Source organism: Kitasatospora sp. NPDC004723, assembly GCF_040609255.1.
Lineage (GTDB): Bacteria > Actinomycetota > Actinomycetes > Streptomycetales > Streptomycetaceae > Kitasatospora.
The window spans coordinates 1-15893 of the sequence record NZ_JBEXJT010000050.1; the positions used below are offsets into that span (position 1 = coordinate 1).

The window sequence follows — 15893 nt, forward strand, 5'->3', positions numbered from 1 at the left end:
GAGGGCCCATCGGGTCGGGGAAGAGCCACTCCACGGTGGGCGGGGCATCGTGGCGGTGCTCCAACTGCCCCTTCGTGTACACGACGCGTCCGCCGTCCCGCCGCTGCCGGGAGACCGCGCCCGCCGTGCGCGTCCCTGCGGTGGGGTGCCAGCCGCTGAGTCCGTAGGCGATGTGCGCCTCGTCGGCCGCCTTCCAGTCGCCCATCACCGCGGTGGCCAGCAGGTCGCCGAAGCCGCCGAAGAAGGCCATCGCCGGGACGATCACCGCTCCCGCCTCCCGCGCCCGTTCGACGAAGTGCGCGAAGGTGTCGACGTTGGCTGACCGGTCACGGCACTGCTTGACCGTCTCAAGCAACGGCATTGCGTGCCCGGCGGGAAGTGGCAGACCGCGTGAACGCCCCGAACATCTCTGCCGTGAACGCCTCCAGGTCCTCCCGGACCTCGGCCTTCTCCCCAGGTGTCACACCACACCAACGACCCCATCCCGGACAAGGACACGCCATCACGCGTCGGCCTGACCAAGCCCTACTAGAAAGTCTCGCGGTGGGGTCTACGCAGGGTGACCCAACTGCTGGCGGCGGCGGCAAGGACGACGACAGTGATGCCGGATCCTGCAGCGAGGACGTAGGGAAGGCCGGTGTCGAGGTGGTCCTCGTTGATCCTCAGATAGGTGATGCCGACGGTCGTGGAGGCGAGGGTGGCCAGGGCTGCGGTGAGGGCTGCGGTGATGAGGGATTCGGTGAGTTGGACGGCTGTCAGCCGGCCGCGGGCCATGCCGAGGGCCCGCAGGGCGAACCACTCCCGGCGGCGTGCGCCGTCCTCGGCGACGGTCAGCAGGGCGCCGAGGACGGTGATGGCGGCAGCGGTGGTCAGCCCGAGCAGGACCCAGCTGCCGGTGCTGTCGGCGACCTCGGACAGCTGGTAGGAGTTCTCGAGCCGGTAGGCGGGTGAGGAGGTCACCACCCAGGTCCTGGCCTCCTCCCAGGCCTGTACGTCGACGGTGACCCGTAGGTAGGCGGCGATCCTGAACGGGTCGCCCAGTTCGGCGAGGGCGGGGTCGTCGGGTGGCAGCACCATGACGGCCCCGACCGGCGTGTCGAGGTCAGCCGGTAGCGGGAGCGCCGTCGAGGCGGGTGGAACGCCCGTCTTCCGGGTCCGGTCTGCGGAGCGCAGGAGCAGGCCCTCGCCCGTGTTCGACGGGCCTTGCGCCAGGGGTTCCCCGTCCACGGCCGGCAGGGCGCCGGCTCTCAGTGTCATCCGGCCGCCGGCGCAGTCGGGAAGCGGCCGGCTGAAGAGGTCCTCCAGTTGGCGACAGTTGGCGACGAGCGCGGTGTGAGCGGGGCGGGCGGTCGGGTCCTGGCCGGGGGACCACAGAGCGACGGCGGAAACCAGGCCGTGTACGGTCGCCGGAGGCTCCGTGAGCCGCAGGGGGACGGCTTCCAGGGTCTCGGCCTTGGCGAGCAGGTCGGTGTGGCCTGCGGCGCGCGCCTGGGCGACCCAGGGCAGGTTCGGCTGGGCCATGACCTGGGAGACCGGTTGGGCGGCACCGACGGCGAAGACGGCGATCCCGACCATTCCGGCGACCCGGAAGCGCGACTGCGGGTCCGCTGCCAGCCGCCGCATCGCCAGCAGCCACACCACGCCCGCCTCCACTCGTCCGAGGAGCCGGGCCAGCCGCTGGCCCGCCCAGGCGGCGGTACTGGGAAGGCCGACGCCGAGCAGCACGATCGCCGCCCACAGCAGCGGGTCGCGCGGCTTGTGGCGGGAGTAGGCCACCGCCAGCAGTATCAGTCCGGCGCCGAACAGCAGCGCGACCCAGGGGCTGGTGAGCCGCACCGGCCGCAGGAAGCGCACCTCGCGCGATGCGCGGTCGGAGCCCGAGGCGGTGGCCGCGCCGAGAACTCCGGCGAGCGCTGCGACGGCCAGGACGACCAGGACCGACTGCCCGGCGGGTACCCGCAGGTCGGCGCCGAACAGCCAGCGGCCGGTGACCGGGAGGGCGAACATGTCCGGCAGCAGGAACGGCCAGGCGAGTGCGGCGGTCAGCGCGCCCACCGCGACCGGCACGGCCGTCTCCAGCGCCCCGGCCAGCCGGGCCTGGGCTGCGGGCAGGCCGAGCAGCCGCAGCGCCTGGTAGCGGATGGTGCGGACTTGGCGGCCGAATCGGCTCGCCGTCAGGACGAGCGCGAAGGCTGGCATGACCAGGAAGAGCACGGAGCCGAGCGCCGGGTACCAGCCGAGTCCGCCGCCACCTTCGCCGCCGAAGCCCGTCAGCGGGCCCTGCTGGGTCCCCAGTTCCTCGGGCGCGACGCCGACGTAGGCGAGCAGCTGGCCGGCGCTGCCCACGCCGCTTGCCGGGAGGACCTCGGTGTCCGTCGCGGCGAACCACTGACCGAGGGAGGCGGGGGCGTCGCGGATCAGCCGGTCGAGCGCGGGCGAGACCAGGGCCCGACCGGGACCCGGCCAGGCGGCGACACCGGGCGGGAACGGGCCGCGGGCTTGCGGATCGGCGACCCGCACGATCTTGACGGTGTGGCTGCCGTACTTGTGCTCCAGTTCGCTCCAGCCGGTCTCGGCCACGCCGGGTCGGCTGAACACCGGTTCCCCACCGAAGCCGGCCTGCGGGCCGAACACCGGCACCGCCGCACCGGAGCGGGCCCTCTCCCGCTCCTTCATCACGGTCGCGCCGGCCGTGGCGAGGACCCCGAGGGCGGCGACCACCCCGACGAGGGCCAGCAGGACCACCCGGCGCCGTGCCTGGCGCGACAACACTGCCCGCCACGCGACCGCCAGCGCCGCCGGCACTGTGACTGCAGGGTTCACGCCGGCTCGACCACCCGTCCGGCAGCCAGCATCAGGGTGCGGTCGGTGCGCGCCGCCAGGTGCCGGTCGTGGGTGACCAGCACCACCGCCGCACTGTGCTTCCGGGCCTGTTCCAGCAGCAGGCCGAATACCACCTCGGAGTTGCGGTCGTCCAGGGCTCCCGTGGGCTCGTCCGCGAACACCACGTCCGGACGGTGCACCAGCGCCCGCGCGATCGCCGCCCGCTGCAACTCGCCCCCGGACACCTCCCCGATCGTGCGGCGCGCCAGTCCGCCGATCCCCAGCGCCTCCAACTGATCTCCTGCCCGCCGCCGGGCCTCCCCGGCCCGCAGCCCCTGCAGGCGTAGCGGCAGGGAGACGTTCTCCAGCAGGGTCAGTTCCGGTACCAGGTCGCCGAACTGGAAGACGAAGCCGAAGTGCGAGCGGCGCAGCTCGTCGCGCTGACGGATCGTCATGTCCTCGATCGGGCGGCCGAGGAAGAGGACGCTGCCGCTGTCGGCGAGCAGGAGCCCGGAGAGGCAGTGCAGCAGGGTGGTTTTCCCCGATCCGGAGGACCCCACCACGCCCACCACCTCTCCGGGGTCGATGCTCAGGTCGACGCCCGCCACCGCGGCCGCCGGGCCGTAACTCAGATGCAGGGCCCGGGCTTGCAGGACTGGTGGCACGCGTTCACTCCTTGCGACGGCCGATGAACCGGTGGATCAGGTGGTGGCGGTGACCCAGCCCGAGCAGATGTCCGGGTCGTTCTGGCGCTCCTTGCAGACGTGGAAGTAGATGTAGCTGGAGGTCACCGTGACGCCGTAGTAGCCCCAGTTGGTGTTGACGTCCTGCTGCCGGGAGATCCGGCTGCTGGCCGAGTGGTTCGAGTTGAACGAGTAGTCGACGTAGCAGTAGTCACTATCATGGTTGTCCACGTCCCGGATGCCGAACCAGTCGGGACCCGAGAGCCACTGCGCCTCGCACTGTCCGTTCGAGGCCGATATGACGCCGCTGTCGGCCATAGCCTGGCCGGGTATCGCCCCCAGGCCCAGGGCCAGGGCCGCCGCACCGACGGCGCCGCGCCGTATCCAGCGCCCGGCCCGCTCAGAACTCCTCATGGATACCCCTCCGAAGTCGCCCATGCGATTCATGGGTGCGTACACACGCTATGTACCCCAGATGGAAACTACAGGCTGCTTTCAAGTCATTACGCCTGGTCACTATGGGCGCGTATGAAGCGGTCGAAATGGTCCCGCATCGATGTCAAACCAATGAGCGGACGACGGTCATGATGAGACCGCGCGCCAGGTTACGGAGCCACCCCGCCGGGTTCCGAGCAACGCATCTTTTGGCCTGAACCCGCCTGTCACCGGAGGCCAGTGCGGACGGCACAGCTGTCATCGGCCTCCACCAGGGCTTCGAGTGGAGGGTGGGACGCAAGTCGACTCGACGAGTTCTTCAAGGCCGTCCAGATAGCCGGGGCGCAACTGCCGACCGCAACCCACAGCGTCCGTTCTTCAGCAGTCGGCGCACCGGGCCTGTTTCGTGGGCCTGAGATTCGTGGGGGGCGTGTACCGGCAGGCGGTGCAGCAGGCGTCGGCGCGGCATCTGAGGAGCTGCGCCTGGCCGCCGAGGCGAGGCCGGCCACCGCCGATCTGCTCGTCGCCGTCCCCGCCACGCCGCCCGCGTCGAGGACCTCCTCGAGCACGGACCCGCCGCCGCGGTGTGGCACCAGCTCGGCGGCGAAGGCCGGCGCCCGTGCGGCTGGACCCAGCTGCAACCCTGACCACCCGCCCGCACCTTGATGCCCCGCCCGGGCGGCCGTCAAGGGATCCCGCCGAGCCCTGGGACGGGCATCAAGGTCGCGGGCCGACCGTCAAGGAATCCACCCACCCGCGCCGGGACGGCCGTCAAGGTACCGGCGGGGCGCAGCCGGACCGCGGATCCGGTCGCGCGGGCGCAGCAGAGCGAGGGCGCCGTCGGCGCCGGGGCAGAGCAGGGGCTCGCCGCTGGCGGCGTCGGCGACGATGCTGCTGTCGATCAGGGTGGTCCAGGTGCCGCGCTGGACGTCGTACTCCTCGATCCAGCCGAGTCGGGATGCCCAGGTCGCGTTCGGAGGGTGCGCTCCAGCCGGTCGGACGCTTGAGGGCCAGGCGTGGCACGTCTGGCCACCACTCGCTCGGCGCTCAGCCGGGTGACGTGCGTGCGCTGAGGGGCGGACAGGGCGTCGCTGACAGTGCGGTGGGTGCGGGCTCCGCTGGCGCTGTCGGTCAGGATCGGGGCGGCCAGCCCGTCCTGGTGCTGGGCGGCGATGTGCCCGGCCGCTCCCCACGGGCCGTCGGGCAGCGGCGCGGTCCAGCCGACCGGCCGGCCCCGGTGGAGCAGCTGGTGAACGTCCTCGGCCTGCGGGTCGTTCCCGGAGGCGGCCAGCCAGCCCTCACCGAGCGTCGGGCTCAGGTCGTACAGGCGGTCCGGGTCGCCGAACCGGATGCTCGGGTTGGTGCACGTGGCGCGGCGCAGCGTCTCGAGGTCCTCCGCCCGCTGATGGGCCGGGGCTGCGGGTGGCGGCAGCCGCGCGGGCGGTCGGAATTCGGATCGGTCCGTTTTGATGTCGGGATCGTAACCTTGACGATCACCCAGACCCCATCCCGATACGGACCGATCCGAAACTCACCGACGCCCGGGCAGCCATCAAGGAATTCGGGCTGTCCTGACTCGATGACCATGGCAAAGTCTCAGTTGGCCTGGCCGGCAGCAGAACACTCGTGTCCCTTACCGCCGAAGCAGGACCGTTCGGCATGGAGGTTGGCCGACCGCGCAGAGTGAGCTCACCGGTAGCGTTCGACGAGCGCGTTGCCGATCGAAGCCAGGTGGGCTCGCACGTTCGGAGGGCCGGTGACCGCAAGCCATTCGACGAGCCCGGCGAGCTCGCCGGCGAGGGTGTACTCGTCGCGGCCGCGGATGACGACCTCGATGCGGCCGTCGGTTGTGGCGCCTCCCACTTCGAGTCGATCGCCGAGTCCGATCCGGAGTATGCCGATGCCGTGGGGTGTGCAGAGTGCCTGGATCTCCAGGGGCGTTCGCCTGCGCCGGAACCTCGACCGCAACTGGCACCTGCTGGCGGACGCGGACCCGATCATCCATCAGCCGACCCTCATGATCTACGGCGAGCGGGACCTGGTCACGAGGTCCGAGAACCTGGCCGAGTTCGTACCCAACGTGGACGTGGTCAGCCTGGACTGCGGCCACTGGATCCAGCAGGAAGAACCCGAGGAAACGAACCGAGTGATCACGAAATGGCTGGAACATCAGGACCGGCCGAGCAGGCAGACCGGCTGAGTGAGAGGTGAGCACCGTGGTGGTGTGACGGTTGCTCACAGTGCCGCCGGCGGGGCGCCTGCGACGGCGCGAGGGTTCGAGGTCGCGTACGTCGGGCTCGACGGCAGGGAACACCGGGTGGTGTCGGCTGACGCTTCCGTCTGCGGGACCGGGTGCAGGCGGTGTGGTCAGGGTCGGGGCGGCGGTCAGCAGCATGTCGGCGGCGTCGCGCAGGGCGGAGCGCGCGCGCCGGGCCCTGCACCCCCGCAGCGTGTCCTCCTTCTGAGGTTGACCGCCCGCTCACACCCGGGCCTGAAGCACCCAGCCCGGCCAGAGCGACCCGTCCGACCGCAGCTCCTCGAACTCCAGGGCCGCAGTGAAGCCCAACTCCTCGTACTCGCGCACCATGCGGCCGTCCTCACCGGCCCAGCAGTGCGTCCGGAGCAACCGTGCACCACGGCGGGCGGCCTCGGCCCGGGCATCGGCGACCAGGGCCGCCATGCTGAACTGCCGGAACCTCACCCTGGTCACCAGGAAGTGCAGGTAGAGCTCGGGTTCCTCGACCGCGGGAGCGAACTCCGGAGCCTCGTCGGTCAGCACGGAGCCGCCCGTGATGCGGGTGATCAGGTCCCGGCAGATCCGCATCTGTCCGGCCCGGACGTGGCGCAGCACCTGCTTGACGATCGGCGGGGGTTCCTCCCACTCCAGAGCTTCGAGCAGGTCGACGTACTGCACCGGGACCAGCCAGGAGCTGTGGTCGTGGAACATCGCCAGGAAGTCCCGCACAGTGTCAGGACCACCCTCGGCGACGTCCATATCGCTCCACTCCGGCCACTCCTTCCGCTCGATCACGGTGCTCTCCCCAAGAACCAAATTCCAACTGACCGCTGATCAATCTACGCCCGCACGGCAACCCCACCACCGGTCAAGATCAAATGGCAGGAACTCGGTGACGGTCAAGATCGGATGGCAAACGGTCAAGGCCACCTGTCAGGGTCAGCACTTGACCCGTCGCAACGAAGTTTGACGGCGTATCAGGAACGTTTGACCGGCTGGTACGGCTGCTGATCGTGGCTGAGGTGCAGAGACTGGTCGACGTACCGCCAGGCGATGGTGTGCCTGCTCAGCGCCCATGCTTCGGAGCCGTTCCGGGCCTCTCCCACCCAGTTCCGGAGCTCGGGGAGCGCCTGTTCGCGCAGGACCTGGCGGGCGGTGGCCCGTTCGCCGCTCAAGACGGAGCCGATGGTGATCCAGACGCTCGACCACCAGTCGGGAGGGAGGCCGGCACCGTAGTTCGAGCCGGTCGGTGGCACCCACCTGGCCTTGAGGAGAGTCCCGTCCGCCCAGTGGTGGCCGAAGAAGCTGAGCTGGAGAGCGCTGGAGGGCGTCTCACCGAGGGCGGAGCAGATGTCCGTCGAGGTGAGCGGCCACGACAGGTGTCGCGGCAGGCGGCGGTTACGAGCTGACACGCGCCCGAGAATCGCAGACAACCGGGTCACGGCACCAAAGGATTTCGACCCGGCCCTCCACGGAGCTGGTCCAACTCCAGTGAGACTCGTCAAACTTCAATGATAGACCAAGCCAGCATCATCAACACGCATGATCCGAATCATCGAACCGACCACAAACCCAGCCCACACCACCCCGACGAACCACCCATCACCCCGAAGCCCTGCCTCACCCAACCCACAAACCCCCAGCTCACAGACACCACCACACCGCAATAACACCCCCCGCGATCCTCAGGTCGGTGCCGAGGTCTTCGATCAGCTTGTGCTGGGTCAGGTGGGTGAGGGCACCGGAACGGCCCTCCACACTGACCGCAACAGGAAGCCGGGCCCGCTTTGTTGGGCAGAGCAGGCCCGGCTTCCTGTCGTGGTCAGTCCTCCAGGTCCGCCCAGACGTTGAGGTTGCCGTCCTCGACGACCCAGTCGTGGTAGCCGAGTGTGCGGCCGATTTCCTCGAAGCGGGCCAGGCGGCCCGGACCGATCGGAATGAAGTACACCTTCATGGCCCGCAGGAAGAGCCGGAAGCCGAGGTCGGCTCCCCCGGTGGTGATCGCAGCCTCCAGGGCGGGCACCAGTGCTGGCAGCGGCGGCACGTACAGGTCGGTGACGGCCTTCTCCGCCAGCACCGCTTCGACCGCGCGGAGTTCTGCCAGCAGGGTGGCTCCGAGTTCCGGGTGGCCGTCCGGCTCCGGTTCTTCCGGCTCGAAGGAAGGGTCGTCCCGGCGGACATAGCCAGTGCAAGTGTCCGCAATCCGGTCGAACCAGTCGCGGATCGGAAGATTTGCACGTGCCGGATCGAACCGGCCGTTCACGGCGGCCAGCCACAAGGCGGACAGCGCCTCGTCCGGCATCGACGACCGTGCCAGGCGCCGGGCGTCGTCCAGAACTTCCTTGACGTACGCCGAACCTCCCCTGTCCTCGGACAGGCGTAGGGCCAGGTCCAAGCAGCCGGGCGCGTCGAGGTACTCAAGCTGCATTCCGATGTAGCGGGCCAGCCCGGTGATCCCGAAGTCCTCATGGAAGTCCTGACGCGGATCCACGGTGTCGGTGTCCTTACTAGGGGTAGGCGGTGTAGACAACGAAGTTCCGGCTGGGGTCCTTGCCGTGCTTTCGGGCGTACTTCAGTCCGATCATCACCTTATTTCCTGTGGCGATGCCTTGCGTCGTACCGGCGACTCGGGTGCACGGGGTGCCAAACGGCCCCTCGCCCCTGAGTTCCCAGTCGATCGGGAAGAGGTCGACGGTCGGGTCGAAGGACCTCTTCTGCAACTGTTCTGAGACCCACCTGGCCAACTTCGTGGCGTTCTTCGGGCTGCGGTCCAGCCACTGCCGGAAGGCCTCCGCCACGGGCCTGGAGGCGGTGGCCTGATCGTTCCGCACGCTGGCGATCCCGCTTTTGTCGATCTTCTCCTCGATCTTCTGGGCGCTCAGCCCCACATGGTCGTTGAGGGTGTGTGCTCCGTTGATGCCTTCGTCGGCCACGATGCGACTGTTCACGAGTCTGACTCGTGAATGGCCACGAGATCCCGCTCAGCCAGTTTGGCTGAGCGGGATTTCTGCTTTGGGTGGACTTGTTCGAGGCGGCGTGCGATGGCGATGGTGCTTCGTGACGTAGATCACGGGGCTGTTCGGGCTGCTTCGAAGGTGGCCGGACTGGGTCGGGCATGTGAAAACTGGCGTACGACCTCAGCGCCGGTGCCGTCACCGGCAGCCCGCTCGCCGCCACGCTGCCCAATCCGGCGGCGGGCGAGCGGGCCGCGCCGGCGGCGGTGTGCGTCCTGGCCGCGGCGATGCCCCACACGGTGCTCGCCGAGCTGGAACGCGAACTGCCCACCCTGGCCGCCACGACGGACACCGCCTTCGGGACCGGCCACGCCACCGCACCCCGGCCCGGAGGTTCAACGCCCCACACCCTGAGAGCTCCTGGCGCGGCCCCGGATACCCCTGCGTCTACAGCTGGACCCCGAGGTGGACCCACTGCGCGAAGACCTCGGTGAGCACCGTCTCGGTACTGGCCTGCTGGCGGTTCAGGGCCAGGTCGGTGGCCGCGGCCCGTACCGCCGGATTGTCGAGGGCCAGGACCGCCACCACCGCCTCCAGGTCCGCCGCCATCTCGGCCGGTGTCCGGCCCCTCGGGCAGTCCAGGCCCTCCCCCAGCAGCACCAGCGCCGACCGCAGCCGAGACGGCTCCGCCCCGTCGCCGGCTGCGGCGTGCAGCGCCTCGAGGACTTGGCGGCCGCGCTGTCCGAGGGCCTGGACGCCGGATGTGCCGGGCCAGGTGAGGTGGACCAGTCCGTCGCCGAGCGCGTAGTCGCGGCGCGCTTCGCCCGGGCCGCGCAGGGTGGGCGGCGGACGGCCGCCGCGAGCGCCAGGTCCGGCACCGGCACCCCGTCGGGCGCGGCCGGTGCCGAAGCGGGCTCGGAAAGCGGGGTGGGCGAGGCGGCGGCGTGGAGGAAGACGTCGGGGGCGAGGTCGGCGCTCGGGAAGGTCCCGGGGGCGGCTGAAGCGGTCGGCGACGATGCGGCCGGGGCGGCCGTCGCCCTGGTGCTGGACGGCGATTCCAGCCGCCCGGACCCCCAGAGGCCGTCCGGAAGGCGGCAGGTCCGGCCCTGCGCCGTGCCCTCGTGCAGCAGTTCCACCCCGGGCGCGGTCCAGGTCGCCTGCTCCCAGCCGGGTCCGGACGTCGCCGCCGGGCCGTCCAGCCGATCGGGCCCACCGAAGCGGGCGTACGAGTCGGCGAGGGCGGCGCGCAGCAGCCCGGCGCCCCGGGCGCACGGCGGACGGCCGCGCCCGCGCGGCGCCGGGAGCAGCGCGGAGCCCTTCGCAGGGGACGGATCAGCCGTTGCGGCGCGTGTGGTGGGCGCCGGCCTGCCAGTCCCGCGGCGTCATGCCGTAGGCCGTGCGGAAGGCGCGGCTGAAGTGGCTGGAGTTGGTGAAGCCCCAGCGCCGGGCGATCCCCGCCACCCCGAGCTCCCCCGCCATCGGGCGGAGCAGGTCCCGGTGGCAGCGTTCCAGCCGCTGGGTCCGGATCCACCCGCCGACCGTGGTGCCCTCCTGCTGGAACACTTTGTGGAGGAAGCGGACGGACATGTAGTTCGCCGCCGCGATCGTGGACGGTGACAGGTCCGGATCGCGGAGGTTGCGCAGGATGTACTCCTTGACCCGCTCGAAGGAGGCCGCTGTCCGTGCACCCTGCGGCCGGGCGCGCCCGGCCCGGTCGTCGACGAACAGCGCCAGCAGGTCGAGTGCGGTGGCCGCGGCCCGGCGCCCGACGGCCTCGTCCAGCTCCGCCGCCTGGTGCGCCATCCCGGCCAGGTAGTCCGTCAGCAGCGCGGCGCTGCCCTCGGCGCCGCTGAACGCCGTGGCGGTGAGTTCCCGCAGGTCCTTCTCGGGCACGTCCAGATCGGCGCGGGCGAAGTGGAAGGAAGTGAAGACGAAGTCCTCCTCCATCCTGGTGCGGAAGACCCGGGAGGTGTCGGTGAGGGAGAACCCGCCGGGCCGGATGAGCGTCTGCCTGCCGTCCTGCTCCTTGAGGGCGGTGCCCCGTTCCTGGAGGCTGAGGACGAGCGTCGGCGAGTCGCCGTCGGCCAGGTGCCTGCAGCGGGTCGCCGCCTGGGGCCCGGCCTGGACCCTGGAGATCTGCAGGCAACCCAGCCGCTCGCCGACGATCTCCCCGGGCGAGGGCACCTCCTCCAGGAAGTCCACGGTCATCGGCACGAAGGTGTGGGACACGGCGTGCCGCCAGCTCTCCGCCCGGTCGGAGGCGGACAGCGACGCGGTGGAGAGAGATGCGGGCACCGGGTTCCCCTCGGGTTGGTCGGTCATCGGGACACTCGGCCCCGGGTGTCGCGCGGCCCGGGCGGCTCGGCGGCGGCGCGGGTGTCGCGCCACTGGCTCGGTGAGATGCCGTACGAGGCACGGAAGAGCCGGCTGAAGTGGGCCGGATCGGTGAAGCCCCACCGCTGGGCCACGCCGGAGACCGTGCTGTCGCCGCTGTCCTTGCCGGAGAGGTCCTCGGCACTCGCCCGGAGCCGGCGGCGCTGGACCAGGCGGCTGACGGTGGTCCCCTCCCCTTCGAAGAGCTTGTGGAGGGAGCGGACGGAGATGTGGTGCGCGGCCGCGATCGTCTGCGGTCCGAGCTGCGGATCCTTGAGGTGGCGGTCCACGTGGGCGTGGATCTCCCGGATCCGGGTGTGGCGGGAGTCGTCCGCGGCCGGTGTGCCACGGGCGGCCTGCTCGGTGACGAGGGTGGCCACCAGGTCGGCGACGTTGCACGCCAGTCGGCCGGTGACGAGCGCCGGGCAGCCCCCGGCCGTCTCGGCCAGGGCCAGCAGGGACTGCTTGACCAGGGCGGTCACCGGGCCGGCGGCATCGGCCACGGCGGCCGTCACCCGTTGCAGCTGCTCGTCGCGCACGCCGAAGGCCCGGCGGGGAAGCAGGCACGCCCTGACGTCCACTCCGTCCGGGTGGTCGACCACATGGGGGGTCTGCGTGTACCAGAAGGAAACCGCTCCCGCGGGGACCTCGGCCGTCCGGCCGTCCTGTTGCACGACGGCACCGGTGGCCCCCATGACGGCGACCACGACGAACCCCTCGGCCTGCCTGGTGCCGCGGGCGATCTCCCGCGGGCCGCGGGTGGAGCGGCGAGGGCCGGCGTGGGTGGTGATGAGGAGCAGATGCCCCAGCCGGCGGGTCGTCATCCGGCCTGGGTCCGACGCAGGCTCGTGCGAGGCGACCGTCACGGGCATGGCGGCGATGGAGACGGCCCGGCTCCAGCGATGACCGGTGGTCCCGTCCTTCGGGAACCCGGCCGGGTTGGTCACGGGTGTCATGGGTCCTCTCCTGCGGTCGGCATGGCATCCAGCATGGGACACGGGATGACTTACGTCGGCGGCCGAATGACGGTGAAGCGACTGCGGGTGGTGTGCCGCCGGACACATGACTCTCAGCGCGTTCCAACCGTGCGATGCGTGCACCTACACTGCAACGGTGCAGGTCAGAGCACTGGCGTAGGCGCAGAGGAAGATCGGATGTCAGGCACCACACTGTTCGGCCGCAACGAGGAGCTGGCGGCCGTCGACGCACTGGTCGACGCCCTGCCCGAGCGTGGCGAGGCGCTGCTGATCCACGGGGCGCCCGGGATCGGCAGGTCCGCCCTCCTGGACCACGCCGCCGCCCGGGCGCGCGCCTGCGGATTCACCGTCCTCAGGGCCTCGGGTGTCCGAGCCGAGAGCGATCTGCCGTTCGCGGGGCTGCACCAGCTGACGCACACCGTGACGGACCTCGTCGCGCGCCTGCCCGCCCCCCTCGCGCAGGCGCTGATGGGGGCCTTCGGCATGGCGGAGCAGTCCCCCGGCACCTCCGGGCCGCAGCTCTTCGTGCTTTCGCTGGCCGTCCTCGGCCTGCTCGCCGAGGCAGCCGCCGAAGCCCCCGTCCTGCTGGTCGTGGACGACGCCCAGTGGCTGGACACGCCGACCCTGGACGTCCTCGCGTTCGTCGCACGCCGCCTCGGCGCCGAACCCGTCGGCCTGCTCGTCGCCGTCCGCGAGGACCGTACGGTGTGGCGGGGTGCCCCCGACATCCGCGAGCTGCACCTCAAGCCCTTGGAGCCGAACGCGGCCGACGCCCTGCTGACCGCCCGCAGCCCCGCTCTCGCCCCGGGCACGCGCCGCCTGGTGGCGCAGATGTCGGCCGGCAACCCCCTCGCGCTGACCGAGCTGCCCACCACCCTGGGGACGGACGGGGCACCCCCGGGATCCGCGCTGGCGCCCGGGCTTCCCCTCACCGCCCGACTGGAGCGGGCCTTCTCCCCGCAGCCGGCCGACCTTCCGTGCGACACGCACCTCGCGCTGCTGGTCGCGGCCACCGCCGACGACGGCGCGCTGAACGAGGTGCTCACCGCGGCTTCGGCCCTGACGGGCACCGAGGTGTCCGCACGTGCCCTGGAGCCCGCCATCGCCGCGGGTCTGGTGCGCGTCGACGGGTTCCGGATCGACTTCACCCACCCGCTGGTGCCCTCCGCCGTCCTGAACTCGGCCTCACTCGCGGACCGTCTCGCCGCCCACGGCGCGCTCGCCCGCACCCTCCAGGGACAGCCCGACCGGCAAGCGTGGCACCGGGCCGCCGCCGGCGGCCGGCCCGACGAAGCGGTGGCACGGCAACTGGACCAGGCGGCTCTCAGCGCGAGGCAGCGCGGCGCCGCGGCGGTGGCCCTGACGGCGCTGGAACGCGCCACCGCGCTGAGCGGGCTTCCCTCACACAGCGTGGCCCGCCTCCTCGGCGCGGCGGAACTGCACTTCGAACTCGGCCAGGCCGATCGCGTGTCGGAGCTGCTCCAGCAGGCGCAATCGCTGGGCCCGGACGTGCTGGAGCGGGCCCGCGTGGTCCTGCTGCGCGAATGGCTGGAGTCGGAGTCCGACACCACCACCTCCCGCATCCACCTGCTGATCGCCACCGCCGAGCAGGCCGCCGAGGCCGGCGATCCCGAACTCGCGCTGCGGCTGCTGCGCGTGGCCGCGTGGCGGTGCTGGTGGGCCGACCCGGGGCGGGAACTGCGCGAGCGCGTCGTGACGGCCGCCGAGCGGCTACCGGTCCCCGAACTCCACCCGGACCTGGTATGCACACTGGCGGGGGCCGCCCCGCTGGAGGCGTCGGCGACGGTCATCGACCGGCTGCGGCGCCTCGAACGCGAGGGCGGGTACGACGTCGTGACCGCCGCCACCCTGGGCAACGCGGCCATCATGGTGAACGCATTCGACCACGTCACCGGATTCGCCCGCCACGCAGCGGACGGACTGCGCCGCCAGGGCCGCCGGGGCCCGCTGACCAAGACGCTCGTGCTCCTCGCCCTCGCCACCGTCCACACCGTCGACTGGCAGACCGGACTCCCGGCGGCGGCCGAGGCCGCCCGACTGGCCGAGGAGACCGCGCAACCACGCTGGCTGACCGGCGCGCGGGTGGCGAAGGCCCAGTTCGCCGCGCTGCGCGGAGACCTGGACACCGCGCGGATCGCGATCGGCGAGGCGGAGGGCCAGGGACTGACCGTGGTCGACCCCTCCAAGCTCGCCTACATCCAGATCACCCGTGGCCTGATCGGCCTCGCCGCGGGCCATTTCGCCGAGGCGTTCTCCTGCGTCCGGCGGGTGTTCGACCCCGCCGACCCCTCCTACCACCCGTTCATGCAGACCATGGCCATCACCGAACTGGCCGAGGCCGCCACCGGCGACGACCAGCGCGCCACAGCGAAGGCCGCCCTGCAACAGCTCCTCACGTCCGCCGGGACGAGCGAGGTCCAGATGATCCGGGTGAGCCTGGGATTCGCCCAGGCGCTGCTCGCCGACGACGAACACGCCGAAGAACACTACCGGTCGGCGTTCGACCTGGACATGTCCCGTACACCCTTCGTCCGCGCCCGGCTCATGCTCGCCTACGGCACCTGGCTGCGCCGGCGCCGCCGGGTGATGGAGGCCCGCACTCCGCTGCGGATCGCCCGGGACTCCTTCGCCGCCATGGGCGTAGAACCCTGGCGCGAGCGCGCGGCCCAGGAACTCCGCTCCGCCGGCGAGGGCAGCACGAGCCAGGGCCGCCCCGACCGGGACCTCCTCACACCCCAGGAGGTCCAGATCGCCCAGCTGGCGGTACAGGGACTCTCCAACAAAGAGATAGGCCGGCAGCTGCACCTGTCACCCCGGACAATCGGCACACACCTGTACCGGATCTTCCCGAAACTCGGAATCACCTCCCGCAGCCAGCTGAGCGAAAAGCTGGACACGGACCGGGCGTGACCCGTTCGGCCGGCGGGCAGGTGCTCGCCCGCGGATGTTCCGGCCATACACCGCGGCAGGACACCTCTCGACCAACGTCTCGAACCAGCCCGTCCAGCGCCTCCTGCACCAGGCGGGCTGGCATCCGGTCGGGCTGGTCGACGGCCTGGACGAGGGGGATCCCGAACTCTTCTTCCGCTGCCCCCGGCCACCAGGCGGAAGCAGCGCCCGCTGACCACCGGGACCGCAGCCGGCCAAGCCCAACGAGCACAGGTCCGCAAAAGCCCCGACAGAGCACACGCCAACGAGCGGGGCAGCGTCGAGGACCGGGCTGCGGTACGCCGGGCGGAGCCCGTCCCATCCTTGAACAACGCCAACACGAACAGGCCGGCCAACAGGTCCTGCGACGACGTCAGGGGCACCAGCGGCTTCAGAACGGCGGCGAACCTGTCGGGCGGCACGCCGTAAGCCACCGCCAGGGCGATCGTCTCAGCAAGCTCGC

Annotated in this window: 13 protein-coding genes and 2 pseudogenes; 3 read left to right on the forward strand and 12 right to left on the reverse strand. The window is 71.4% G+C overall.

What is annotated here, in order from left to right; all coding sequences use genetic code 11:
• The 5 genes and pseudogenes from ABZW10_RS32235 to ABZW10_RS32255 form a co-directional block, all read right to left on the reverse strand.
• A pseudogene (locus ABZW10_RS32235) lies at positions 1–355 on the reverse strand (hypothetical protein); the annotation flags it as partial.
• A gap of 173 nt (positions 356–528) precedes the next feature.
• Positions 529–2769, reverse strand: coding sequence for a hypothetical protein (locus ABZW10_RS32240; RefSeq protein ID WP_355373076.1), 2241 nt, complete (start codon positions 2767–2769; stop codon positions 529–531).
• Positions 2770–2819: 50 nt separating this feature from the next.
• A complete protein-coding gene (locus ABZW10_RS32245; protein ID WP_355373079.1) occupies positions 2820–3488 on the reverse strand; it encodes an ATP-binding cassette domain-containing protein in 669 nt (222 codons plus the stop codon).
• Positions 3489–3524: 36 nt separating this feature from the next.
• A complete protein-coding gene (locus tag ABZW10_RS32250) occupies positions 3525–3920 on the reverse strand; it encodes a hypothetical protein (protein ID WP_355373081.1) in 396 nt (131 codons plus the stop codon).
• A 1710-nt stretch (positions 3921–5630) separates the two neighbouring features.
• Positions 5631–5891: pseudogene (locus tag ABZW10_RS32255) on the reverse strand (WYL domain-containing protein); the annotation flags it as partial.
• Between ABZW10_RS32255 and ABZW10_RS32260 the strand changes: the two are divergent.
• Positions 5836–6141, forward strand: a complete 306-nt coding sequence (locus ABZW10_RS32260; RefSeq protein ID WP_355373200.1) for an alpha/beta hydrolase — start codon at positions 5836–5838, stop codon at positions 6139–6141. The pseudogene ABZW10_RS32255 and the gene ABZW10_RS32260 sit on opposite strands and share 56 nt — an antisense overlap.
• 279 nt (positions 6142–6420) lie before the next feature.
• On the opposite strand, the gene ABZW10_RS32265 is transcribed toward ABZW10_RS32260, so the two are convergent.
• The 7 genes from ABZW10_RS32265 to ABZW10_RS32295 form a co-directional block, all read right to left on the reverse strand.
• A complete protein-coding gene (locus tag ABZW10_RS32265) occupies positions 6421–6972 on the reverse strand; it encodes a GNAT family N-acetyltransferase (RefSeq protein WP_355373084.1) in 552 nt (183 codons plus the stop codon).
• Between the two features lie 182 nt (positions 6973–7154).
• Positions 7155–7589, reverse strand: coding sequence for a hypothetical protein (locus ABZW10_RS32270; RefSeq protein WP_355373087.1), 435 nt, complete (start codon positions 7587–7589; stop codon positions 7155–7157).
• Between the two features lie 410 nt (positions 7590–7999).
• A complete protein-coding gene (locus tag ABZW10_RS32275) occupies positions 8000–8668 on the reverse strand; it encodes a hypothetical protein (protein WP_355373089.1) in 669 nt (222 codons plus the stop codon).
• 16 nt (positions 8669–8684) lie between these two features.
• Entirely contained in the window at positions 8685–9110 is a 426-nt protein-coding gene (locus ABZW10_RS32280; RefSeq protein ID WP_355373092.1) for an RNase A-like domain-containing protein, read from the reverse strand.
• Between the two features lie 468 nt (positions 9111–9578).
• Positions 9579–9791, reverse strand: coding sequence for a hypothetical protein (locus tag ABZW10_RS32285; RefSeq protein ID WP_355373094.1), 213 nt, complete (start codon positions 9789–9791; stop codon positions 9579–9581).
• A 672-nt stretch (positions 9792–10463) separates the two neighbouring features.
• A complete protein-coding gene (locus ABZW10_RS32290; protein WP_355373097.1) occupies positions 10464–11426 on the reverse strand; it encodes a helix-turn-helix domain-containing protein in 963 nt (320 codons plus the stop codon).
• A gap of 23 nt (positions 11427–11449) precedes the next feature.
• Positions 11450–12460, reverse strand: a complete 1011-nt coding sequence (locus ABZW10_RS32295; protein WP_355373099.1) for a helix-turn-helix domain-containing protein — start codon at positions 12458–12460, stop codon at positions 11450–11452.
• Positions 12461–12658: 198 nt separating this feature from the next.
• Here ABZW10_RS32295 and ABZW10_RS32300 point away from each other — a divergent pair, with 198 nt between their 5' ends.
• Together ABZW10_RS32300 and ABZW10_RS32305 are read left to right on the forward strand one after the other, a co-directional pair.
• Entirely contained in the window at positions 12659–15412 is a 2754-nt protein-coding gene (locus tag ABZW10_RS32300) for an AAA family ATPase (protein ID WP_355373102.1), read from the forward strand.
• 34 nt (positions 15413–15446) lie between these two features.
• Positions 15447–15626: a hypothetical protein gene (locus tag ABZW10_RS32305; protein ID WP_355373105.1), complete on the forward strand. Its 180-nt coding sequence runs from the start codon at positions 15447–15449 to the stop codon at positions 15624–15626.
• The last annotated feature ends 267 nt before the right edge of the window (positions 15627–15893 follow it).